The following is a 21,626-nucleotide window of genomic DNA, read 5'->3' on the forward strand; positions in this document are numbered from 1 at the left end:
GTAAAAGCAGGTTGAAAATCGTTCTCAATTGGGGGGTCATTATGATTGTGGCAGCTATAGCCTTTTTAGCATTTTTGTACACAGGATTAACCCGATTTATTTTAAAGAAAGTATTCACTGCATGATAAAAGTATGGCTGCCTGCAGGCAGTTTTTTTTTGCTTTCAGGCCGCCAAATTTGTCTTGAAAAGACCCGCTAAGAACCTTCAGGCTAAAGTCTATCTGTGCATGGTTTCTGCCGCCCCTCAACCGGAAATCAGGACTTAAAAAGCAGCCGGAGCCAACCTGAAAGCAGGCCTGTCCGGATTCCGCACGGCGAATTTGAGCCCTTCTTCCGTTTGGAGAGGAATACTTCTTTCGGAAAACGCATAAAACAGGTGCCTATATGCGAACTTTTCTGTAAAATAGAAGGAAATGAACATTCAAAGGGGTATGTTTCATGGCAGTCTATCAGCAGGATTCAGCACTAAAGCCGCTAGTATCAATTCAAAATGAAATGAGCGGCTCACAGGATGTAAAATCGGCAGCTAAGTTGGACGATCTGATTTTAAAAGCCATGAGCGGTGAAAAGCAAGTAGCGTTTACCGGTCATTTTTCAGCAGGAAAATCCACTCTCATAAACACATTGCTTCAGGAAGAAATTTTGCCTGCAAGCCCGATTCCTACAAGTGCAAATCTTGTTTACGTCCGGAACGGGCAAAATAGGATTTTACTTGACTTGCACTCCGGGGAACAGGCTGAAGCGAATCCGGAGCTTGAGCTTGACGAACTGCAGCGCTATTGCAGGGAAGGGGAAGAGATTGCAAGAATTCATCTATGGAAGCCATCGGAGGAGCTGCCCCAGTCGGTAGCTCTTATTGACACGCCAGGGGTTGATTCAAATGATTCATCCCATATGGAGTCCACTCTATCTGCCTTGCATGCAGCAGATTTTATTTTTTATGTAACCGATTATAATCACGTTCAGTCAGCAGGAACGATTGAATTTGTAAAAAGGCTCATAGATGATGGCCAGGAAGCGGCTCTAATCGTGAACCAGATTGATAAGCATCAGGAGCAGGAGCTTTCATTTTCTCAATTTAAAGAGAGGATTGCCGGTAGCTTTGCAGCTATCGGTTTGGGAGAGAGCCGCATCTATTACACCACCATGAAAGAACCCGGCCATAAGCACAATGAATTAAAAAGAGTAAAGCAAACGCTTCAGGAGCAACTGGCCGATTCTAAAGTAAGAAGCGAAACGAGCCAGGCTGAGCTCGTAATAACCGAGCATATCCAGGTTCTGGAAGATCGTGAAAACGTCAGTACAGAAGAAAGACGTTCCCTTGAAGAAAGAGGCAATCAGCTGGCAGCGGAAATTCAGCGGATTAAAGACAGCGAAACGGATCAAAAGCAAAAGATTGCGGCTGCTGTACGCCAGGCGAAATCTGAACTGGCTCAGGTTCTGTCGAATGCCAATATTACCCCTTTTGAAGTGAGGGAGCAGGCTAAACGGTATATTGAATCCAAGCGGCCCGGTTTTAAGGCCGGGTTGTTTTTCTCGAAAAAAAAGACCGAAGAGGCAATCAAAGCAAGGCAAGATGAATTTATTGCGTCCTTAAAGGAGCTTACTGCTTCTCAAATCGATTGGCATCTTAAGGAATTGCTTTTGAAAACGGCTGGGCTCCTCGGTGTAAAAGAGCAGTCGGGGACTGACATTTCCGAATTCGTCACACCCCATATGGAAACAGCGGCGGCTAAAGGACTTTTGCCGGGAGCAGATCCTACACCAGAATTTGTGATGAACTATTCAAAGCAAACAGCAGATATCATTAAAAACGAAGCAAAGAAACAGGCGCTTTCCATCCTTGAAAACATAGAGATCAAAGCTGTGGAAAGGTCAAGTAATCCAGAGTCTGCTGCCCGGATGGGTTCTCTCCTTACGGAAGCGGCAGAAAATGATCAAAAGCTGCTGGCCATTTTAAAGCTTCTTGAGAAAAAGGAGTATATGCTGAAAGTGCTGCATCGGGAGATTCCGGCTGCTGCCGATGCCAAAGAGTGGATTCAAAGCAGAAAGAACAAGGACATGGCCCGGTATTCCCCCCTTCGTTCCACGGTCAAGGGAACAGATGCTGTCAAGAACGGCAGGGAGGAACGGGCTCCACTAATCAGCAAGTCCATTCAGACGAACAAAGTCTTAGACCGCGCACGTGCATTAACGGCTGTAACAGAAGGGGTAAAAGGGCTAGAGGAAAGAATCAGGCTGATTAAAGAAAAGTCGGGCCGGGTAGAGCAAAGGACCTTTACAATCGCATTGTTCGGGGCATTCAGTGCCGGAAAATCGGCAGCGGCAAACGCGCTGCTTGGCGAAAAGATTCTGCCATCCTCCCCTAATCCGACGACTGCAGCCATCAACAGGATCGTGCCGGTAACGGATGAACATGTCCATGGCCGTGTTGCCATCAAAAGAAAGACTCCTTTGCAGCTAATGGAAGAATTAAAGGAAATTCACCCGGCGGGGCCCTTCACGGACCAGCCTTCGTTTTCATCTTTACTGGAGGATATCCGAGCCTTGCTTGCCGGAGGGGCGCTGGACTCAAAAAGGAAAGACAAACTAGCGGTATATGAAGCAGGATTGCAGCAAGAGCAGTGGGGAGACGAATCTGTACTCTGGACGGATCTTACCCATTTTAGTCCATACGTATCAGACGAAAAATTAGCTGCACTTGTGGAAGAAGCGGTTATTTATTATGACTGCCCCCTTACGAGAAGAGGGGTTTCCCTTGTTGATACGCCTGGTGCGGATTCACTTAACAAGCGGCATACAAAAGTTGCTTTCCAATTCATAAAGCAGTGTGACGCGCTTCTCTATGTAACCTACTACAACCATCCTTTTTCAAAAGGGGACCGTGAATTCGTTCAGCAGCTTGGCCGGGTAAAAGACGCTTTTTCCCTCGATAAAATGTTTTTCCTGATCAATGCCATTGATTTGGCTAAAAACGGTCAAGAGGCTGCCGAAGTGAAAGAATACATTGAATCCCAGCTTGCTTTCGAGGGAGTCCGAACTCCGAGAATGTTCGGGATTTCCAGCCTATATGAACTTGCAGGAAAAAAGCTTTCTGTACCGTCCGATTTTGAACGCTTTCAAAACGAATTGTCGGGCTTTATTGAACACGATCTCGTAGAGACTGCAGTTACCTCTCTAAAAGACGAAATGAACGGGGCAGTAAGCCAGCTGCAGGAATATAAGAAAGAAGCAGATAAAAGCAGTGATGAAAAGAAGGCGGCATTTGCACAAAAGCAAATGGAGCTTGTAGACGGTGTCCGGTACCTTGAATCTGTGAGCATTCTTCCATACAGCAGGAGGTCCGGGCAGGAAATAAAGGAGCAGCTTTACTATTTGATTCAGCGGCTCGGCCTGCAATTTCCAGATTTGTTCAAAGCCCACTTCCATCCTGGTATTTTCAATCAGGAGGGCGCTGCCAAGCTGATTCTGGCAGAGCAGATGGAAGAACTGCTTCAAGTACTTAATCACCGGTTAATGCAGGAACTTCAGGCAATCACTCTGAGAATGGAAAAGAAATCTGGACAGCTGATAGGGGAAATGACAGAAAAACTCTCAGCAGGACTGGCTTCCATTATGAATCTTTCCCGCTTGACCTCTCCGGAATTTAAAGAGATGGAAACGCCCCCTCTTGGAAATATACTCGAAGGGAACGCATCTGCCTTTAAGAAGGAAATCAGCTTATTCACAAGCACAAAAGCCTTTTTTGAAAAAAATGAGCGGGCAGCGATGAGCGTTGCAGTATGGGAGAAAATTCACAGAGAACTGACTGACAGGCTGGCGGAAACCGAAACCGGCTTTGCAAATTTTTATGAGATAAAGCTTGAAGAAATGGCAAATATGGTCAAAGAAAAATTTAAAAAGGATGCTGAATCCCATTGCAGAGGTTTTGAGGATTTGTATTCGGATAGTTCCAAGCTCGAAACGATGAAGGAGATCCACAGCAGGGCGGTTGCCATAATGGAGGATCTATGACTGTAAAAAAAACAGACTATCAGTGCTGTGCAGCATGTGTGCATTTCCAGCCTGTAAAAATGACAGGAGGCGGCATGAACTATTTCTGCAGCAGACTCGGATATGAAACGAAGCCTCACTATTCGTTCGCATGCTGGGAACCTAAGCCATCCGTCATAAATTTAATGAAAAAAAGAGGGGAATCCTAAATGGAAGAAGTTCATAAAGCAATCAGCAGGCATTCACAAACCCAGCATGAGGAAGTGCGCTATTTTGCACAGTTAGATGCTATGCGGGAAGAAAAAATTGAAGAAGCAATCGTCAAATGCGAGAAGCAGGAGCCTTTTACCGTTACTGAAATTAATGAACTATCCAAGAAAATGAATGCCCTCGCTCGTAAAGTAAATCTCCCGCCACGTCGTTTAATCACGGTTGAAATGGTCAGGGAGTTTGTGGAAACGAGGAAATAACCGGTCCATACAGGCTGATTTTGCACACAATAGAGTTAATTCCCTTTGAAAGGGGGGTTACGCAGTGGGCAAAACAAAAGCAGCCAACTCAAATGCAATGGCCAATAATAATGCAAAAAAGAAAAATGGCTTGCATCATGAATTTGCTTCCTACGCTGAAGCAGAAGCAGCAAAGCTCAGCAATACAAAAAAGACCAAATCCTGACCGGGTTTGGTTTTTTTTTCTGTTTGACGGGAACCATGAAAGTCCACTCACTCTTTTGAACGCAACGTGATTCCGAGCAGAACAAAACCTTAGAGGAATGTCTGGTAAAATTATCCTCACCTTCCTGAATGCTATTCCCGGAAATGGATAGTCATTTCGCGCCTTCTAAGGATTTGTGGTAAAATTGCAATACGAGAGCAAAGGAGCGGATTAAAATGGAACGAAAAACAGATATACTGCTTGTAGACGGAATGGCCCTGCTATTCAGGGCGTTTTTTGCGACATCCGTCCACGGCAATTTTATGGTAAACAGCAAAGGTGTGCCTACAAATGCAGTGAGCGGCTTTTTGAAGCATTTGCTTATGGGCATTGATGCCTTTAAGCCTTCTAAGGTCATCTGCTGCTGGGATATGGGAAGCAAAACGTTCAGAACGGAGTCCTTTCAGCATTACAAAGCAAACCGAAATGAACCGCCAATTGAATTGCTTCCCCAGTTTGATATGGCAAAGGAAGCGGCTGCTTCCCTGGGAATTCCGAACATCGGGGTCAAGGGGTATGAAGCGGACGATTGCATCGGGACAATTGCTTCCCAATTAAAAGATACGATGAGCATCAAAATTCTGACGGGGGATCGGGATCTTCTTCAGCTGCTTGATGAGAATGTTGAGGTCATCCTTCTCCAGAAAGGCATGGGGCAATACCTCCCGTACAGTGTGGAATCGTTTCAGGTGGAAAAAGGCATCCACCCCTCTAAGCTGATTGATGTAAAAGGCCTGATGGGAGACTCAAGCGACAATTATCCGGGAGTTAGAGGAATCGGAGAGAAAACAGCGTACAAGCTGATCAAGGAGCATCAGTCCGTTGATCAGCTTCTTGAAAGCCTCCATATGCTCACTCCTTCGCAAAGAAAGAAAATCGAAGAAGACATGGAGATGCTCCATTTATCAAGATCGCTCGCTGAAATTCACTGTCAGGTTCCGCTGGACTATGCTTTAGAAGAAGCCATGCTCAGCATTAACCTTAATATGGCTCAAGCGTGGCTGCTTAATGCGGAAATCAGAGGGATGGACGGGCTCATCAAAAGGGCGGCAGAAAGAGAAGCCGTTTAAACAGCCAAGGACAGGGATGGCGTGAAATGGATCTCCCCGCACTCCAGTTATCGTTTAAATAGAATCAATCAGTCCATGATCAGGACAAAGGCGCCAATCTTCGACAGTTTTTAATAAAAAAATCTGGTAGTTTTGCGAAATTTGACGTACTATTCTAGAGGGCAGTTATTTCCTTTCTGGAGGCGGATGTCTGATATGGCTAACGATCTGGCAGAGTATCTGGATCAAATGTACTGGAAAGGGTTTAAATTCGGAGATGAAGCAATCGGTTTTATTTACTTCGGCAAAAGCTTTACCGGAGCTAAAGACAGCCAGGTCATTTCTGCAATTGAGCATACCTTAAAGATACAGAAATCTTTTGAAGGCTCCTTCTACTTGTCTCTTCTGGAGGCTTTTGTGGAAGGGCAGGTTCGGACCAAGGCCGAAGCGCTGCGGAAAGTCCAATCCCTCAAGCTTTTATAATGGCCCGTATACCAGGCATAACTAAGAAAATCAAAGCCAGCGGCAGCTGGCTATTTTTTGTTTTTTTGTATCCCTTCCTTCGCCGCACGGTCAGCTGGATTATGTTTGGACGGAATCCATTTAATAAAAAACAGATCAAGCCGGTCTATCATCAGCAAGGCCTCTTCCAGCAAAGGGGTAAAGCGTTTGTTTTTGACATATCGGTTTTCTGCGGCTCTTTCTACAATCTGTGAGTCTGTCCGGAAAGAAACAGTGTTGAATTCCCGTTCCATACACAATCTTAGAGCTAAAACAAGCGCGTGGAACTCAGCCTCATGATTGGACATTTCGCCTAATGGAAAGGAAAAAGATTCAGTTTTTCCGCTGTTTTTAATGATAATGCCGGCTCCTGAAGGGCCGGGATCGCCTGCACTGGCTCCATCAATGTAAACTTCGATCATGCAAGTCAGCCTTTCTTTAAAAACTATGCCGGTCTGCATTTAATGAAAAAGCATGTTAAAATGTAAAAATGCGGCATGCAAAACACTTCCATAGTGTAGCATAAGAATATACAATAAGTCTTAAGATTTTCATGTCTCAAGGAGGCAAATGCGATGAGAGTCAGAATAAATTGGACCTACCAGTCCCCTAAAGCGAAACAAACCGTGTTATTTCAATCCGACGAATTGGAAGCAGATTCGGCTCTCATGCTTTCGCACGATCTGGAAAAGACAGGCAGGACGAAAACATTGGAGTTTTTGGATTCCAGAGGAACAGCCTGGAGCAAAAAGGAATTGGGAAAACTTATGGAGGAGCTTGAGAGCGAGCCTTCTTCCGTAACTGTATTTTTTGACGGAAGCTATGAGAAGGAAACGGGCAATAGCGGCGCGGGTGCTGCTATTTATTATACGTTAGAAAAAGAAAAATTCAGGATAAGAATGAACCGGAAAATAGATGAATTATCATCAAACAATGAAGCAGAATTTGCTGCACTGCTGCTTGCCGCAAATGGATTGGCTGATCTTGGTGTAAAGGGTCAGGATGTATCGTTTAAAGGAGACTCACTGGTTGTAATAAACCAGCTCTCCGGTGAATGGCCCTGCTATGAAGAGCAGCATCAGATGTGGATCGGCCGCATTGAGGCAGTCCTGTCTGCCGCTCATATAACGGGGGATTTCCAATCTGTTCCCAGAAAAGAGAACAAAGAGGCAGATCAGCTTGCCAAACAGGCAGTCCTTGGTGTAGAAGTCAGCAGCCAAATTAAACTGGATTAATTGGAGTGAACAAAATGAAGAGGAAACAAAAACTGGATGAAATCGGAGAACTTCTTGATACGTACTGTGTGGACTGCCTCTTAAAGCAGCATTTTCGAAAAGAGCAAGGAAAAACATACGCTCACTCTTTTTGCATCAGTCAATGCACAGTCGGGCTGAAATTGAAAGAGCTGGGAGAAAAACTTTCCTGATTGACGATACGGGGGGCGTTCTTATTAGTCCTGCCGAGAGAAAATAGGCGTAACAAAACCCCCGGAAACCGGGGGTTTTCTTTGTGGTAATGTCTCGTCAGGCTGATTGAAGCGAAAGGTCATGTACGGATGCATGTGCAGCGGGCAGCGGCAAGACCTTGCGTAAAGATTGAGTATCACTGCCTGCAGAGCTGAAAAAGTGAAATGTAAAATCAAAAAAGAGTTAAACGGGCTTACTGGTCAGTCCCTTTTTTCTGTGCTTCATTCAGCTGATGTTCGCACTGATCGAGTAATTTTCGCTGATTATCGAGAAATAATTGATCGACCCCTGTCAGCTTAACCTGCTCCAGCTGGGTTTTTGCATTTTCAATGGATTGCTGTGCATGCTTTAAGGCTTCTGGGTCCATGCTCATCGTTCCGGCCCCCGTCATTTTCTGGGAAGCCTCAATCGCGAGCTTAACCTGTGCTAAATCATTGTAGCCATTGTATTCGCTGTTTTGGTTCATTTTGATGCACCTCCAATAATAATATGAGGCTGATGGAAAAAAAATATGCGAAATCGTGACTTAAAGGGTGCAAAAAGATGAATTTACTGGTATATTCGTTATAACGGATAAAAATAGTTCATAAGAACGACTTTTTGTAAAAAGAAGGGATGATCAGGAACAGTTTTTAACCTGACCCAGAAGGGAGCAATTAGGGAGCGTGAAAAATAAACACCTTGAAGAACATATTAAACAGGCGTTCACAGAGATCTATCAGGATCTGGATAAGCTTGTATATATTGCAAACCATGCCAACGTATTTAATCATTTAGAAATTACGCGTGTTGAAAAGAAGATCAAGCAAAATGTGAAGGCTATTGAATATTTAATGGTTAACAGCAAATAAAAAGAGACCGGATACCCGGTCTCTTTTGATCTATTGGTCAGTCTCATGGATTATAGTTTTGTTACGTTTGCTGCTTGAGGTCCGCGGTTCCCTTCAACAATTTCAAAAGAAACTTCCTGACCTTCTTCAAGCGACTTGAAGCCGTCTCCCTGAATAGCAGTGAAGTGAACGAAAACATCGTCTCCGCCTTCCATTTCAATAAATCCGAAGCCTTTTTCATTGTTGAACCATTTTACTTTACCGTTTTGCATATTACATAATCCTCCTAATTTCTGTAGCGCAGTAACAGCGCTAAAAAAAGTATTCACCATTATGCCAAATGCTTTTATACCTTTTTTTGCACACCCAGCCTAATGATGCTTTTAATATACAAAAAAAAAAGCGGGCAGTCAAGAAGCGGGAAGGAGATTTTCGCGAAATTTTCTGAATTGGTAAGAACAGCAGTGAACTCATAAAATATTGACTTCCGGGCATGTTAATTTCAAACCGGGCTATTCTTAAATCGTTAATATAGGGAGGCGATCAGAAATGGCTAAAGGATACCAAGAGGAATCCTATATAGCGAACAAAGAACTGGAAGAAGCTTTGAAAAATGATACAAAAGTCTGTACTGCAGGAATGTATAATGTCGAAGCAGCACCATTAGTTATAAACGAGGAGCCCAAAAAGGAGCAGCAGTAGGCTCCTTTTTTTTATGGTTCATTTTTGCAGGGGATTTGTGCCCATACGGAGAAGTGGTAAGGGAAGGGCGGGGAATAAACTACATATGAAAAAAATGAGCGGATTCAACTGGAGCCGGGAGGCAGAGCAGCTATGGAATGGTCATTCAGCAAATTGGCACGCACGCAGCATGGATATGTGGGAGAACGGAAGCAGAAAAGAAATTATCCCATTCTTTGAAAAACATTTATCCCCACCGGCTGAAGTGCTTGACATCGGATGTGGAGACGGCTATGGGTCAATGAAGCTTGCGCAGCACGGTTATTCAGTAACAGGGGTTGATTTCTCGAGTGAAATGATTTCCATAGCAAAGGGTTCAGGCGAAATGGATAATCTTTCATTCATTATGGGGGATGTTATGAACCTGCCTTTAAAGGAAAATGCTGCAGATGCATTGATGGTCATTAACTGCCTGGAGTGGACAGATGATCCAAGGCAGGCGGTCCATGAGCTGGGGAGAGTGCTGAAGCCGGGAGGATATGCATGCATCGGGATCCTGGGGCCGACAGCGGGTCCGAGAGTGAAGAGCTACCCGAGGCTCAACAGCGAACCATCCGTATGCAATACGATGATGCCATGGGAATTTGTAAGGCTGGCAGAAGAAAACAATTTGAAACCATTGGCTGAGCACCACGTATATAAAGATGGAGTTACGAGCGGACTCACGGGTTCTTTAAGCTTTGAATTGCGCCAGGCACTATCATTTTTAACATTATTTATGCTTCAAAACGAAAAGGGGAGAAAATAATGGACGATCGCTACTCAATCAGGGAGTTTGTAGAGAGCACGAAACAATCAGAAAAAAAACAGGGCTTTTTCGAGCTGGAAACTCCGCGTATGCTGGAAGTGAATTTAAATGGTCAGGTCTGGTCAAAAGCCGGTGCGATGATTGCCTACAATGGGCAGGTTAAATTTGAGAGAGAGGGGGTCCTGGAGCATGGCGTTGGCAAGTTTTTGAAAAAAGCATTTACAGGCGAAGGGTCCTCTCTGATGAAAGCCAATGGGAACGGCAAGCTTTACTTAGCGGATCAAGGGAAAAAGATCACCATTCTATCGCTTCAGAACGAATCCATTACGGTAAACGGCAACGATTTGCTTGCATTCGAACCTTCAGTCAGCTGGGATATCAAATTGATGAGGAAAGTGGCCGGTATGCTTTCCGGAGGATTATTTAATATCCATTTATCAGGAAACGGATTAGTGGCGATCACCTCACATTATGAACCTTTAACATTGTTTGCAGAGCCGGGACGCCCGGTTTATACCGATCCTAACGCAACCGTAGCCTGGTCAGGAGGACTTAAGCCGGAGTTCGTAACAGATGTGTCCTTAAAAACCTTTCTTGGAAGAGGCAGCGGAGAGTCGATTCAGATGAAATTCGAAGGAGAAGGATTTGTAGTTGTCCAGCCCTTCGAAGAAATTTATTTAAGCCAGCAAAGTTAAATGTTAAAAAACCATGCCAGTTCGGCATGGTTTTTTCTCTAGTGGGAAACGGACTCATAAAGGGATCCTGCATTGTCAAAAGTCTTTACATGATGGAGCCATCCAGTTTTGGAAGCCTTTATGGTCCCATCGTGATCCAGCCTGACAATGGTCATGAACGGATAATGGTTTTTCGTTCTGTACCTGACATCGAACCACCTTACTTCGTATCCGCTGTTTGATTTAATAAGAATGGGGTGGGCCCATTCCGCATTCACAAGGAAGTGCTGAACATTTTGATCTCTAAGGGAAAACTGGACAATGGGCTCATCCTCTTCAACCTTATTAAACGTATGAACCCATTCTATTTTTCCTCTGCGAAATTCTCCTGTCCGGAACTCCCGATCAGATTCAGCGCAAACATTCCAAATTCCCCACCGAATAGTCGGAATCGCTTTTGTTTTGAAAAAGTCAGACTCCAGGCTTTTGGCTGCCTTATGGCGTACAGACCTGGAGGCAAAGGCTCTTTGAATGATATAAAGAAGCATAATAGCATAAACAAAAGCAAATACGATCCCTGAGGAAAACCCGGCTCCCCATAAGACAAAGCCAATGATATGAAGAACCATAATAAAGGGGTCAAAAATATAAACAGCATCAAACGTGATCCATTTTTTATAGAAGGGTCTGCCTGCCTGGGTCCCATAGGAATTAAACAGGTCCACGAAAACATGGATGAGAACAGCTGCTAAAATCCAGGCGGACAAATGAAGCACAGGCACCCCTTGAAAAAAGGGAAGGATGCAGACGGTCAGCAGGAGGGTCCATAGTAACCATGCAAAAATGGAATGAGAGCCTGCTCTATGATGCCTCAAATACGCGCCTTCTCCTTTAAAGAGCTTGACGGCATAATCAAAATCGGGTGCGTTGGAGCCCAGTATTGTACCTGCAAGAACAGCCTGGGCGAGTGCAGAGTCATTTGCTACTGCCGGATCAAGGGCAGATAAGCCTGCAAGTCCGGCACCCATTGCGATGTGAGTGCTTGTATCCATTGTTTCCCTCCGAGAAGCAAGTCGTTGCCCCGGCATCCTAAGTTCCAACTGTGATCGTACTGCGGTCAGTAATTAACCGAGCCAACCATCTTTTTCTGGTTCTCTTTTGTAATTCTGTATGCTTCTTCAATAATATCATCTAAGATGACATCGGCAGAGGCAGCATGGTGAAGCTTTTTAATATTTTCTTTCATATTGGAAAGCAATTGCCCGTTAGTAAGCAGGTAATCTACACTTTCCTGAATTTCTTCATATTTGTTTACGACGATGGCTGCACCGCTGTTTTCAAAAAAGATGGAGTTCTCTTTTTCCTGTCCGGGCACCGGTTTATAAAGAATAACCGGAAGGCCGATGGCTGCGGCTTCACTCAGCGTGATTCCTCCAGGCTTTGTAATCATGCAGGAGGCTACCCGAAACAGTTCGTCAACTCTTTCTACATATCCAAGTGCTCTGATCTGATCAGGATAGGCATTAGCAAGAGGTGTAAGGCTGTCTTTAAGCACCTGGTTTTTCCCGCAGACAACAACGGTCTGCAGATTAGTATGCTTTAAAAAAGACTGGCACAGCTCTCTGACATTTTTTAATACTCCATGAGCACCGGCCATGATCAGAAGGGTTTTTTTATCAGGATCCAGTCCGTACTTTTCCGCAAGCTCCTTTTCATTCAGCCTGTCTTCAAACTGAGGGCGGATGGGGATGCCTGTCACTTTGACGGCGGATGGCTGAATTCCGAGGCGGACAATCTTTTCTTTTACAATCCGGTTCGCTACATAATATTTATCAATGTTTTCATGAACCCAGATTTTATGAAGGCAGAAATCTGTTATCACATTGAATGTTGGAATAACGGTTCCGGTCCGTCTTCTGTATTCCGGAACGACAATCATCGGAAATGTGTTAATGATCACATCCGGGTCTTCCCGCATAATGATTTCATGAAGCCGCTTATGGCCCATTTTATAATAAAGGTTCATCATTCGCTTATTATACATTTTGTCTACTCCGTAATAGAACAAACGGTAAAATTGTTTTCCGATTGAGAAGCTCTTTAAATACAGATACTGGGTGATCTCTGAAAAAACAGGATGTGATTCGTTGTAAAGGTCACAAACGATGACATCTTCAATCCCTTTATTTCTGCAATGATTCACCAATGTGTTTGCTACCTGAACGTGCCCGTTTCCATACTTGGCCGTCAGAATCAAAACTTTTTGTTTAGATCTCAACGTTTTCACCTCAATCAAAAATAAAAAACTCACCATTTAACTTTCTGCATTCTCTGTACCTGTGCTTTAAGGATTGCTCCGTTCCGCTGGCGGCGTGGCATTATCCGTTTTTCAGGGGTACGTACGAAATGAGCCTTTATCTCTCTAACTATTAATTTATTATATAGAGTACCATATCCCCATTCCAATTTTATAAAAATAATGTAAAGTGTTTGTTATTTTCGGTTACACAGCGCTATTCGTTATCCATTTTAACAAATACAGGAATTTGATGGTACACATTTTTGTTTTTTCCTATCATTTCCCATTTTGTTCATCCCAGCTGAATGGCGTCTCCTGATAAACGTAATAATTGAGCCAGTTGGAGAAAAGCAGACTTGCATGAGATTTCCATCTGAACAAAGGTCCCTTTTCAGGATTATCTTCTTTATAATAATGCAGCGGTTTTGAGATAGACATCCCCCGTTCCAAATCCCTCCTGTATTCCTCGTCAAGAGTACCGGCATCATATTCAGGATGGCCGGTTAGAAACACCCGCCTGCCATCTTTCGACATCAGCAGGCATACACCGGCTTCTTCCGATTCGGATAAAACAATAAGGTCACCCTGCCGTGCAGCTTGTTCTTTTGATATATCTGTATGCCTCGAATGAGGAACATAGAATTCCTCATCAAATCCCCGGACAAGTTTTTCCGAAGGAGCTTTTACAATGTGGGGGAAAACGCCGAAGCATTTGCTTTCAAGCAGAATTTTTTCAACTCCATAATGATAGTACAGTCCGGCCTGTGCTCCCCAGCATATGTGCAGAGTTGAGGTCACGCGGCCGGTACTCCATTTGAGGATCTGCTGAAGCTCATTCCAGTAGGAGACCTCTTCAAAAGGCAAAAGTTCTACCGGAGCTCCGGTAATGATCAACCCGTCAAAGCTGCGATGCTTAATATGATCAAATGTGGTATAAAACTCTTTGAGGTGCTGTGGTTTTACGTTTTTCGACTTATGGGTTTTCATATGCAAAAACGTGATGTTCACCTGCAGCGGAGTATTCCCCAAAAGCCTGAGAAGCTGTGTTTCTGTCTTTTCTTTCTGGGGCATAAGATTCAAAATGAGGATATCAAGCGGTCGTATATCCTGGGAAGCAGCGCGGCGTTCATCCATAACGAAAATATTCTCATTCTCAAGAATGGCTTTTGCAGGCAGATTAGAAGGGATATTAATGGGCAACTGAAACACTCCGATCTATAGGAATTCTTGCGAAATGCATGCTGCTTTTCAAAAAGCGGTTTCAATAGTGATAAACCTTCATCACAGAGAAATGGCTGCAGGTTATGTTTCAATGTACAATGCTTTGTGATCAAAAATGACTAATGATAAAATGATGCAAGTACGCTGAAATGGAGTTGAAGGTATGACTGGCAAGGAAAAAAGCTTAACGGACCTGGAGATCGCTTCCAGGGCAGCGATGAAACCGATACGCGAAATTGCTCATTCACTCGGAATCGATGAGGATGATCTCGAATTATACGGAAAATACAAAGCAAAGCTCTCGGACTCTCTTCTTAAAAAGCTTGAGGCCAAAAAAGAAGGCAAGCTTATTCTCGTTACATCCATTAATCCTACACCCGCCGGAGAAGGCAAGTCAACAGTGACGGCAGGCTTAGGCCAGGCGCTTTGCCTGCTTGGAAAGAAAGCGGTAATTGCCATGAGGGAGCCTTCGATGGGCCCTGTAATGGGAATGAAGGGAGGCGCCGCGGGAGGGGGATATTCCCAGGTGCTGCCGATGGATGAAATCAACTTGCATTTTACTGGGGACATGCACGCAATTACATCTGCCAATAACGCCCTATCTGCGCTTATTGACAATCATATTCATCAAGGAAATGATCTTGGCCTCGATCCTGGCAGAATTGTTTGGAAGCGGGCGCTCGATCTGAATGACCGGGCGCTTAGAAACGTCGTTACCGGACTTGGCGGAGCTATGAATGGAACAGTGAGAGAAGACCAATTTGATATAACGGCTGCCTCAGAGGTCATGGCTGTTTTATGCCTGGCCCGTAACCCGGAGGATTTGAAAGAGCGTCTCTCAAAAATAATAGCCGGCTATACGGCAGCTAAAGAACCAGTTACTGTAGGGGATCTTGGCTTTGAGGGTGTCCTCTCGCTCCTTTTAAAAGATGCCGTCAAGCCCAATCTTGTTCAGACAATTGAACATACACCTGCATTGATTCATGGAGGGCCTTTTGCCAATATTGCACATGGATGCAACAGCCTTATTGCGACAAAAGCTGCTCTTAAGCTTGGGGATTACGCTGTCACAGAGGCAGGATTCGGGGCGGATCTTGGTGCAGAAAAATTTCTGCATATTAAATCTGCTGCAGGAGGACTGAAGCCCGCTGCCGTTGTGATTGTTGCAACGGTAAGAGCTCTTAAAATGCATGGCGGCGTAAAAAAGGATGAACTCGGAAAGTCCGATCCTGCTGCGGTCCTTGAAGGATGCAAAAACCTCGAAAAACATATCGAAACGGTAAAAGATTTTGGTCTTCCTTATGCTGTTGCGATCAATAAGTTTACATCTGATACACAGGAAGAACTGAATTTGCTTATTAAATGGTGCTCGGATAACGGACATCCGTGCGCGCCTGCTGAAGTTTGGGAAAAAGGGGGGGAAGGCGGAGTTGAGCTTGCATCCCTTGTGACAGCCCTTGCGGACCAGGATTCAAATCTGTCATTCCTGTACAAGGCGGAAGATCCATTTAAAAAGAAGGTTCAGCAAATTGCCCTTAAAGTATATGGTGCAGAAGATGCTGTACTGACATCAAAAGCAGAAAAGCAGCTTGCGGAAATAGAAGCAGCCGGGTACGGCCATCTTCCGGTTTGCATCGCTAAAACCCAATACTCATTATCGGATGATCCGGAAAAACGCGGAAGGCCTGAACAATTCACGGTTACCATCAGGGAGCTAAAGCTTTCAGCAGGTGCGGGTTTTATTGTAGCTCTGACCGGAGATATCATGACAATGCCCGGCCTCCCCAAACGTCCGGCTGCGCTGGAAATGGACGTAGATTCCTCAGGGCGTGCAAGAGGATTATTCTAATGTTTGATCCGACTGTATTCGATAACCTGAAGTTCTTGCTTGAAGGGGCGGTCTATGATTTGGATCTGGATGGAATGGTTGAGGTAACGTCCAGAAAAGATCTTGTAAATCTCGCGGATATGTCCAGATCATGGAGCATCACGTTCGCTGAAGCAGGCATGCAATCAGAGGCCATCGCTGTCATTCATCTTTCTATTCATTTGGATCAGCTGGAAGCAGAGCTCCTCCGCCAATCACCATCAGCAGGGTGTTCACTTGAACTTCGTTTTATCCAGAATGTGCAGGAAGAAAAAAATCCTTTAAAGGAAACAGAGAAGTTTAGACAGCTCTGGGAGGAAGATTTTCAAATATCAATGAGAATAGCCTATGACCCGCTTAGCGGCATCAGGGAATATAAACAAACGGCCACTCTTCGTTTCGGCCGCCTGTTGACCGAGGAACATGCAGGAGATTTGACCAGATTTGTGGAAACAGTACTTCGAACGATCCAGGTGATTAATGATGAGAGAGGGCGGTAAAGGTTGAACGTATATCATTTCCAGGCTGAGACGATTAGCGGAAAAGAACAGCAGCTATCCGACTATGAAGGAAAAGTGCTTTTAATTGTCAATACGGCGAGCAAATGCGGATTTACCCCTCAATTTGAAGGGCTACAAAACCTTTACTCCAGCTTTTCCGAAGCAGGGCTGGAAGTTCTCGGATTCCCCTGCAACCAGTTTATGAATCAGGATCCCGGGAGCGGGCAGGAAATCGAATCCTTCTGTAAACTGAACTATGGAGTAACATTTCCTATGTTTGCGAAAGTTGATGTAAATGGGAAAAATGCGCATCCGCTCTTTACATACTTGACGGGCGAGCTTCCGGGAATGCTCGGCTCAGAGGGAGTTAAGTGGAATTTTACAAAGTTCCTCGTTGACCGGAGCGGAAAGCCTGTCAAACGGTATTCACCAAATACAAATCCTAAGGACATCGAAGGGCGTATAAAGGAACTGCTCGCTGACGAGCCGGCTCCGCTTAATTAAGAGCCTTAAAGTGCACTAAGGGAATTGGAGGAACCGTTATGGATAAGCAATATATCCTGTCAGAAGCCCGTTTGATGGTCAAAGAGCTGCTAGGGGACGAAGGTTCAGGCCATGACTGGCGGCATATAGAGAGAGTCAGGGACCTGGCGCTGCAACTGGCCTGTGGAACAGAAACTGATCGGTTTATTATTGAGATGACAGCCCTCTTTCACGATTTGCCGGACCGGAAATTGGAAGAAGCCAGAAGGATGAGTGGTTTAGAAATCAGAGAGTGGCTGAATTCATACAGCGTCGAAGAAAAGGAAATCAGCCATATCTTTCATATACTTGATAAAATTTCTTTCAACGGATCAGGAACTGATGTGCCTTCTACAGAAGAAGGAAAGCTTGTTCAGGATGCAGACCGGCTTGATGCAATCGGTGCAATCGGAATTGCAAGGACATTTGTGTATGCCGGAAGCAGAGGCAATCCGATTTTCGATCCCGGCAAGCCTGATTCAGCCATTCAGCATTTTTATGATAAGCTTTTAAAACTGAAGAATCTGATGAATACAGAAGCTGGAAGAAAAGAAGCGGAAGCAAGGCATGCTTTTATGGAGCTTTATCTTGAAACGTTTTTCCGTGAATTGAAAACGGGGGCGTTAAGGTCCGCTTCACCGGATCGCTTATGTTAAAATAGAGGAAAATTTCAGCTAGGAGGGTTACCAGGATGAATATAAAAACGATTGAACCGACACCGAGTCCGAACACGATGAAGATCATCCTTACAGAGGAGCTTCCAAAAGGGACAAGCAATAACTATAAAAAAGGCGGAGAAGAGAACGCGCCTAAAGTAATTCAGGATATTCTCCAGGTTGACGGAGTCAAAGGGGTCTATCATGTGGCTGATTTTCTCGCAGTCGAACGGAATTCCAGATTTGATTGGAAAGACATCTTATTTTCAGTAAGGTCCTGCTTTGGTGAAGATTCTGAAAAAACCGTTCAAGCTGGTGAAGCAGCGGAAGGATTTGGAGAAATAAAAGCATCTGTGCAGATGTTCAATGGCATCCCGATGCAGGTAAAGCTGACAGATGGTATGGAAGAGAAACGTTTCGCACTCCCGCAGCGTTTCCAGGAGGCTATTTTCAGTGTTCAGCAGCAATCATCCAATGTGGTGCTGGATCGGGTTTGGAAAGACCATGGTGTCCGTTATGGAGATATGGATGAAATTGGCGGGGACATTGTCGAAGAGCTTTCCGCTGCATATCAGGATGACCGGCTTAAAAGAATGGCTCAGCAAATGCTGAATAAAGAAGAAGGAGTGCAGCCAATCAGCCGCACAGCTTACAAAGTAACGATTGAGATGATGGAGGAACCTGAATGGACTTCCCGGTATGCACACTTGGAGCAGATGAATCCTTCTGCGGATGACTTAAATGTACTGGAAAAAGCCCTCGGTGACGAAAAAGCCTCGATCAGAAGGCTGGCAGTCGTTTATCTTGGCATGATAGAGGATCCCGCTGTGCTGCCTCTTTTATATCGGGCTTTGGAGGACAAGTCAGTGACGGTAAGAAGGACGGCGGGGGACTGCCTTTCTGATATTGGAGATCCTAAAGCAATGCCGGCCGTCATCAAATCTCTTAAGGATAAAAACAAGCTCGTCCGCTGGCGGGCGGCTATGTTCTTATATGAAGTGGGGGATGAGCAGGCATTGCCGGCATTGAGAGCAGCCCAGGATGACCTGGAATTTGAAGTAAGCATGCAAATCAAGCTTGCCATCGAACGAATTGAAGGCGGCGAAGAAGCTATGGGGTCCGTATGGAAGCAAATGACCGAAAGCCGGAAAGCAAGCGAATCGTAAGGGAGAAGAGGGGCTGATCTGCCCGTCTGCATAGAACGCTTCTGGAAAGGCGCAGCAGAGCCCATGGAACAGCGGGCGAAGAGGTAAGCGAGAAGACTGGAGCGTAAGCCGCCGGTCCGATGCAGCTGCTTTACTATGAAAAAGAGGGAGTCCAAAAGAATACAGCTTTTGGAACGCCCTCTTTTTTTATGTTATTAAATTAACATTTTATTAAAAATTATTAGAATATTATTGCAATATGGAAATCAACGTTTTATAGTAATACACAATCGATTATCGCAGGAGGGAAGAAGGAATGAAAAAAGATCTAAGAATAAAGAGCAGACATTTAAGTGAAGATGCTAAAAGAGTTCCAAACCGGGCTATGCTCCGCGCTGTCGGATTTCAGGATGAAGATTTCCAAAAACCAATGGTCGGCGTAGCGAGCACGTGGAGCGAGGTAACTCCGTGCAACATACATATTGATCAATTGGCGGTTCGGGCAAAACAGGGAGTAGCTGATGCAGGCGGCGCAGGAATGATTTTTAATACCATAACCGTTTCGGACGGGATCTCTATGGGGACATCGGGAATGAGATACTCCCTTCCGAGCAGGGATGTTATTGCGGATTCAATCGAAACTGTAGCTGGAGCTGAAAATCTGGATGCCTACGTTGCTATTGGAGGATGTGATAAAAACATGCCCGGCTGCCTTATTGCAATGGCGAGATCCGAAGTACCGTCTGTTTTCGTGTATGGCGGAACAATCAAGCCAGGCACCCTGAACGGGAAGGACATCGATATCGTTTCCGCGTTTGAAGGAGTCGGACAATATAATAAAGGTGATATCAGCCGGGAAGAGCTTCATCAAATTGAATGCAATGCCTGTCCGGGAGCAGGTTCCTGCGGAGGCATGTATACAGCAAATACAATGGCATCAGCCATCGAAGCTCTGGGCATGAGCCTGCCGGGCAGTTCTTCAAACCCGGCAGAGTCAGAATACAAGCTTCAGGACTGCTATGATGCAGGCGAAGCGGTCCTTAAGCTTTTGGAAGCCGGAATCTATCCTAAAGACATTATGACAAAAGCGGCTTTTGAAAATGCCATCACGTTAGTCATGGCCCTCGGCGGTTCAACGAATGCCGTCCTCCATCTGCTTGCGATCGCCAATGCAGCTGAGGTAGATTTGACGCTGGATGATTTTGAGCGGATCCAAAAGAAGGTTCCCCACATTGCAAATTTAAAGCCCAGCGGGAAGTATGTCATGCAGGATCTGTATGAAGCGGGGGGAGTGCCCGGGGTAATGAAGCTGCTCTTGGAACAAGGGTATTTGCATGGTGATTGTCTGACTGTGACAGGAAAAACCATAGCTGAAAACCTGGAGGTTCTGGAGGGGCTTAAAGACAATCAGGATGTTATTGTTCCGCTGGACAAACCATTGCGTGAAGATGGTCCCCTGGTCATCATGAAAGGGAATCTGGCCCCGTCTGGAGCAGTCGCAAAGGTTTCCGGATTAAAGGTTACAAGTTTAACAGGCCCGGCGAAAGTTTTTGACAGTGAAGAAGAAGCAACCGAAGCGGTTTTAGCAGGGGAAGTTTCTGCGGGCGATGTGATTGTCATCAGGTATGAAGGTCCGAAAGGGGGACCGGGAATGCCTGAGATGCTCTCACTGTCCGCCATCCTTGTAGGAAAAGGCCTCGGTGAAACCGTAGCTCTTCTTACAGATGGGAGATTTTCAGGTGGAACTCATGGACTCGTAGTTGGCCACATTGCCCCTGAAGCACAAATCGGCGGACCGATTGCCTTTTTGAATACCGGAGACCTTGTCACCGTTGACAGCGATCGAAGAGAGCTGACGATGCATGTTCAGGATGAAGAGCTCGCAAGAAGAAAAGCGAGCTGGTCGCCTCCTGTACAAACTATGCGGGGAGTACTTGGGAAATATGCGCGCACCGTTTCCTGCTCCTCTCAAGGAGCGGTAACCGATCTCCCTGAGACACCTATGGAGCATGTAAAGCTTTAATCGTTTGCCTCCGGAATTTTTCTATAGTATTCTTGAAAACATAGGAGCAAAAGAGCCACGGCGGCCAGCTCCATATGATCGATTCAGGAGGGGTTTTAAAATGTCGATGGCATATGAAGAATACATGCGTCAAATGGTAAAGCCAATGAGAGCGGAACTTACAAACGCCGGCTTTCAGGAGCTTTTGACAGAAGAAGAAGTAGAAGCCTTTATGGAAAATGCTGAAGGAACGACCCTTGTCGTTGTGAACTCAGTTTGCGGATGCGCAGCAGGCCTTGCGCGCCCGGCTGCCACTCAGGCTGCGCTGAATGCCGATAAAAAGCCTGACCGGCTTGTGACCGTCTTTGCGGGACAGGATAAAGAGGCTACTGCCAGAATGAGGACTTACTTTGAAGGGTATGAACCTTCTTCTCCTTCTATGGCACTTCTAAAAGGGAAAGATGTCGTTCATTTTATTCCGAGAGACAGCATTGAAGGATTTGCAATAGAAGAGATTATGGCTAATCTTGAACAGGCTTTTGAAAAAAACTGCTGAGCAGGCAGATGGGATGGCTTCTCAATTGAAGCCATCCCGATTTTTATGAAAAGCTTTGGCTGAGCAAGCTGCTGATTGAATAAATATCTTTAGCGGATATCATCAGCCAGCTACAGCCTGGCTTCAGGAAAAGGGACGCTAA

Annotated in this window: 25 protein-coding genes; 19 read left to right on the plus strand and 6 right to left on the minus strand. The window is 45.2% G+C overall.

The features are described 5' to 3' along the window. Window positions 1–438 precede the first annotated feature (438 nt). The 6 genes from ACQCV8_RS08090 (at window position 439) to ACQCV8_RS08115 (ending at window position 6,239) form a co-directional block, all read left to right on the plus strand. Window positions 439–4,014 carry a dynamin family protein gene (locus ACQCV8_RS08090; RefSeq protein ID WP_426844066.1) on the plus strand — a complete coding sequence of 1,192 codons (3,576 nt, stop codon included), beginning with the start codon at window positions 439–441 and terminating at the stop codon, window positions 4,012–4,014. Beyond that, entirely contained in the window at window positions 4,011–4,202 is a 192-nt protein-coding gene (locus ACQCV8_RS08095) for a hypothetical protein (protein ID WP_426844067.1), read from the plus strand. Before ACQCV8_RS08090 ends, ACQCV8_RS08095 begins: the two co-directional genes overlap by 4 nt. After that, a complete protein-coding gene (locus ACQCV8_RS08100) occupies window positions 4,203–4,463 on the plus strand; it encodes a DUF2533 family protein (protein WP_426844068.1) in 261 nt (86 codons plus the stop codon). It begins immediately after the preceding gene. Window positions 4,464–4,527: 64 nt separating this feature from the next. Next, a complete protein-coding gene (locus ACQCV8_RS08105) occupies window positions 4,528–4,668 on the plus strand; it encodes a hypothetical protein (RefSeq protein ID WP_426844069.1) in 141 nt (46 codons plus the stop codon). Between the two features lie 215 nt (window positions 4,669–4,883). Further along, the gene (locus ACQCV8_RS08110; protein WP_426844070.1) at window positions 4,884–5,777 is read left to right on the plus strand and encodes a 5'-3' exonuclease; all 894 of its coding nucleotides are present in this window, start codon (window positions 4,884–4,886) and stop codon (window positions 5,775–5,777) included. A gap of 195 nt (window positions 5,778–5,972) precedes the next feature. Continuing rightward, entirely contained in the window at window positions 5,973–6,239 is a 267-nt protein-coding gene (locus tag ACQCV8_RS08115; protein ID WP_426844071.1) for a DUF6123 family protein, read from the plus strand. A 50-nt stretch (window positions 6,240–6,289) separates the two neighbouring features. On the opposite strand, the gene ACQCV8_RS08120 is transcribed toward ACQCV8_RS08115, so the two are convergent. Next, window positions 6,290–6,679, minus strand: coding sequence for a reverse transcriptase-like protein (locus ACQCV8_RS08120; protein WP_426844072.1), 390 nt, complete (start codon window positions 6,677–6,679; stop codon window positions 6,290–6,292). A 153-nt stretch (window positions 6,680–6,832) separates the two neighbouring features. Between ACQCV8_RS08120 and ACQCV8_RS08125 the strand changes: the two genes are divergently transcribed. Beyond that, complete coding sequence (locus ACQCV8_RS08125; RefSeq protein WP_426844073.1) at window positions 6,833–7,492, plus strand: reverse transcriptase-like protein; 660 nt, start codon at window positions 6,833–6,835, stop codon at window positions 7,490–7,492. A 14-nt stretch (window positions 7,493–7,506) separates the two neighbouring features. Beyond that, window positions 7,507–7,683, plus strand: a complete 177-nt coding sequence (locus ACQCV8_RS08130) for a zinc-finger domain-containing protein (protein ID WP_426844074.1) — start codon at window positions 7,507–7,509, stop codon at window positions 7,681–7,683. A gap of 233 nt (window positions 7,684–7,916) precedes the next feature. Here ACQCV8_RS08130 and ACQCV8_RS08135 read toward each other — a convergent pair whose 3' ends face one another. Then, window positions 7,917–8,189, minus strand: coding sequence for a DUF2564 family protein (locus tag ACQCV8_RS08135; protein WP_426844075.1), 273 nt, complete (start codon window positions 8,187–8,189; stop codon window positions 7,917–7,919). A 199-nt stretch (window positions 8,190–8,388) separates the two neighbouring features. Here ACQCV8_RS08135 and ACQCV8_RS08140 point away from each other — a divergent pair, with 199 nt between their 5' ends. Next, window positions 8,389–8,574: a hypothetical protein gene (locus ACQCV8_RS08140; RefSeq protein WP_426844076.1), complete on the plus strand. Its 186-nt coding sequence runs from the start codon at window positions 8,389–8,391 to the stop codon at window positions 8,572–8,574. Between the two features lie 50 nt (window positions 8,575–8,624). Here ACQCV8_RS08140 and cspD read toward each other — a convergent pair whose 3' ends face one another. Further along, the gene (gene cspD, locus ACQCV8_RS08145; protein ID WP_426844077.1) at window positions 8,625–8,825 is read right to left on the minus strand and encodes a cold-shock protein CspD; all 201 of its coding nucleotides are present in this window, start codon (window positions 8,823–8,825) and stop codon (window positions 8,625–8,627) included. Window positions 8,826–9,102: 277 nt separating this feature from the next. On the opposite strand from cspD, the gene ACQCV8_RS08150 reads away from it, so the two are divergent. The 3 genes from ACQCV8_RS08150 (at window position 9,103) to ACQCV8_RS08160 (ending at window position 10,737) form a co-directional block, all read left to right on the plus strand. Further along, on the plus strand, window positions 9,103–9,255 hold the full coding sequence (locus ACQCV8_RS08150) for a hypothetical protein (protein ID WP_426844078.1): 153 nt from the start codon (window positions 9,103–9,105) through the stop codon (window positions 9,253–9,255). 94 nt (window positions 9,256–9,349) lie between these two features. Then, entirely contained in the window at window positions 9,350–10,042 is a 693-nt protein-coding gene (locus tag ACQCV8_RS08155) for a class I SAM-dependent methyltransferase (RefSeq protein WP_426844255.1), read from the plus strand. Further along, the gene (locus tag ACQCV8_RS08160) at window positions 10,042–10,737 is read left to right on the plus strand and encodes an AIM24 family protein (RefSeq protein WP_426844079.1); all 696 of its coding nucleotides are present in this window, start codon (window positions 10,042–10,044) and stop codon (window positions 10,735–10,737) included. The genes ACQCV8_RS08155 and ACQCV8_RS08160 overlap by 1 nt, the downstream gene beginning before the upstream one ends. 38 nt (window positions 10,738–10,775) lie before the next feature. Here ACQCV8_RS08160 and ACQCV8_RS08165 read toward each other — a convergent pair whose 3' ends face one another. From ACQCV8_RS08165 to metA, 3 genes are all read right to left on the minus strand, one after another. Beyond that, window positions 10,776–11,768, minus strand: coding sequence for a metal-dependent hydrolase (locus ACQCV8_RS08165; RefSeq protein WP_426844080.1), 993 nt, complete (start codon window positions 11,766–11,768; stop codon window positions 10,776–10,778). Window positions 11,769–11,833: 65 nt separating this feature from the next. Further along, window positions 11,834–12,994, minus strand: a complete 1,161-nt coding sequence (locus ACQCV8_RS08170) for a diglucosyl diacylglycerol synthase (RefSeq protein ID WP_426844081.1) — start codon at window positions 12,992–12,994, stop codon at window positions 11,834–11,836. A gap of 297 nt (window positions 12,995–13,291) precedes the next feature. Further along, window positions 13,292–14,215: a homoserine O-acetyltransferase MetA gene (gene metA / locus ACQCV8_RS08175; RefSeq protein ID WP_426844082.1), complete on the minus strand. Its 924-nt coding sequence runs from the start codon at window positions 14,213–14,215 to the stop codon at window positions 13,292–13,294. Window positions 14,216–14,399: 184 nt separating this feature from the next. Between metA and ACQCV8_RS08180 the strand changes: the two genes are divergently transcribed. The 7 genes from ACQCV8_RS08180 (at window position 14,400) to ACQCV8_RS08210 (ending at window position 21,484) form a co-directional block, all read left to right on the plus strand. Further along, window positions 14,400–16,085 carry a formate--tetrahydrofolate ligase gene (locus tag ACQCV8_RS08180; protein ID WP_426844083.1) on the plus strand — a complete coding sequence of 562 codons (1,686 nt, stop codon included), beginning with the start codon at window positions 14,400–14,402 and terminating at the stop codon, window positions 16,083–16,085. Continuing rightward, the gene (locus ACQCV8_RS08185; protein ID WP_426844084.1) at window positions 16,085–16,603 is read left to right on the plus strand and encodes a hypothetical protein; all 519 of its coding nucleotides are present in this window, start codon (window positions 16,085–16,087) and stop codon (window positions 16,601–16,603) included. Before ACQCV8_RS08180 ends, ACQCV8_RS08185 begins: the two co-directional genes overlap by 1 nt. A gap of 3 nt (window positions 16,604–16,606) precedes the next feature. Beyond that, on the plus strand, window positions 16,607–17,107 hold the full coding sequence (locus tag ACQCV8_RS08190; RefSeq protein ID WP_426844085.1) for a glutathione peroxidase: 501 nt from the start codon (window positions 16,607–16,609) through the stop codon (window positions 17,105–17,107). A 38-nt stretch (window positions 17,108–17,145) separates the two neighbouring features. Then, window positions 17,146–17,781: an HD domain-containing protein gene (locus ACQCV8_RS08195; protein WP_426844086.1), complete on the plus strand. Its 636-nt coding sequence runs from the start codon at window positions 17,146–17,148 to the stop codon at window positions 17,779–17,781. A 35-nt stretch (window positions 17,782–17,816) separates the two neighbouring features. Then, a complete protein-coding gene (locus ACQCV8_RS08200) occupies window positions 17,817–18,947 on the plus strand; it encodes a conserved virulence factor C family protein (protein WP_426844087.1) in 1,131 nt (376 codons plus the stop codon). Between the two features lie 295 nt (window positions 18,948–19,242). After that, window positions 19,243–20,949 (plus strand): dihydroxy-acid dehydratase, encoded by a 1,707-nt coding sequence (gene ilvD / locus ACQCV8_RS08205; protein WP_426844089.1) that lies wholly within the window; start codon window positions 19,243–19,245, stop codon window positions 20,947–20,949. A 100-nt stretch (window positions 20,950–21,049) separates the two neighbouring features. After that, complete coding sequence (locus ACQCV8_RS08210) at window positions 21,050–21,484, plus strand: BrxA/BrxB family bacilliredoxin (RefSeq protein ID WP_426844090.1); 435 nt, start codon at window positions 21,050–21,052, stop codon at window positions 21,482–21,484. The last annotated feature ends 142 nt before the right edge of the window (window positions 21,485–21,626 follow it).

This window comes from Metabacillus sp. 84 (assembly GCF_050107715.1).
Taxonomy (GTDB): Bacteria; Bacillota; Bacilli; order Bacillales; family Bacillaceae; genus Metabacillus_B.

Bases quoted from the DNA above. Each gene is read 5' to 3' on its own strand.
- ACQCV8_RS08135 (WP_426844075.1), bottom strand. From the start codon at position 8,189: ATGAACCAAAACAGCGAATACAATGGCTACAATGATTTAGCACAGGTT.
- ACQCV8_RS08165 (WP_426844080.1), bottom strand. From the start codon at position 11,768: ATGGATACAAGCACTCACATCGCAATGGGTGCCGGACTTGCAGGCTTA.
- cspD (WP_426844077.1), bottom strand. From the start codon at position 8,825: ATGCAAAACGGTAAAGTAAAATGGTTCAACAATGAAAAAGGCTTCGGA.
- ACQCV8_RS08210 (WP_426844090.1), top strand. From the start codon at position 21,050: ATGTCGATGGCATATGAAGAATACATGCGTCAAATGGTAAAGCCAATG.
- ACQCV8_RS08115 (WP_426844071.1), top strand. From the start codon at position 5,973: ATGGCTAACGATCTGGCAGAGTATCTGGATCAAATGTACTGGAAAGGG.
- ACQCV8_RS08150 (WP_426844078.1), top strand. From the start codon at position 9,103: ATGGCTAAAGGATACCAAGAGGAATCCTATATAGCGAACAAAGAACTG.
- ACQCV8_RS08095 (WP_426844067.1), top strand. From the start codon at position 4,011: ATGACTGTAAAAAAAACAGACTATCAGTGCTGTGCAGCATGTGTGCAT.
- ACQCV8_RS08180 (WP_426844083.1), top strand. From the start codon at position 14,400: ATGACTGGCAAGGAAAAAAGCTTAACGGACCTGGAGATCGCTTCCAGG.
- ACQCV8_RS08160 (WP_426844079.1), top strand. From the start codon at position 10,042: ATGGACGATCGCTACTCAATCAGGGAGTTTGTAGAGAGCACGAAACAA.
- ACQCV8_RS08100 (WP_426844068.1), top strand. From the start codon at position 4,203: ATGGAAGAAGTTCATAAAGCAATCAGCAGGCATTCACAAACCCAGCAT.
- ACQCV8_RS08120 (WP_426844072.1), bottom strand. From the start codon at position 6,679: ATGATCGAAGTTTACATTGATGGAGCCAGTGCAGGCGATCCCGGCCCT.
- ACQCV8_RS08090 (WP_426844066.1), top strand. From the start codon at position 439: ATGGCAGTCTATCAGCAGGATTCAGCACTAAAGCCGCTAGTATCAATT.
- ACQCV8_RS08185 (WP_426844084.1), top strand. From the start codon at position 16,085: ATGTTTGATCCGACTGTATTCGATAACCTGAAGTTCTTGCTTGAAGGG.
- ACQCV8_RS08200 (WP_426844087.1), top strand. From the start codon at position 17,817: ATGAATATAAAAACGATTGAACCGACACCGAGTCCGAACACGATGAAG.
- ilvD (WP_426844089.1), top strand. From the start codon at position 19,243: ATGAAAAAAGATCTAAGAATAAAGAGCAGACATTTAAGTGAAGATGCT.
- ACQCV8_RS08195 (WP_426844086.1), top strand. From the start codon at position 17,146: ATGGATAAGCAATATATCCTGTCAGAAGCCCGTTTGATGGTCAAAGAG.
- ACQCV8_RS08110 (WP_426844070.1), top strand. From the start codon at position 4,884: ATGGAACGAAAAACAGATATACTGCTTGTAGACGGAATGGCCCTGCTA.
- ACQCV8_RS08155 (WP_426844255.1), top strand. From the start codon at position 9,350: ATGAGCGGATTCAACTGGAGCCGGGAGGCAGAGCAGCTATGGAATGGT.
- ACQCV8_RS08130 (WP_426844074.1), top strand. From the start codon at position 7,507: ATGAAGAGGAAACAAAAACTGGATGAAATCGGAGAACTTCTTGATACG.
- ACQCV8_RS08125 (WP_426844073.1), top strand. From the start codon at position 6,833: ATGAGAGTCAGAATAAATTGGACCTACCAGTCCCCTAAAGCGAAACAA.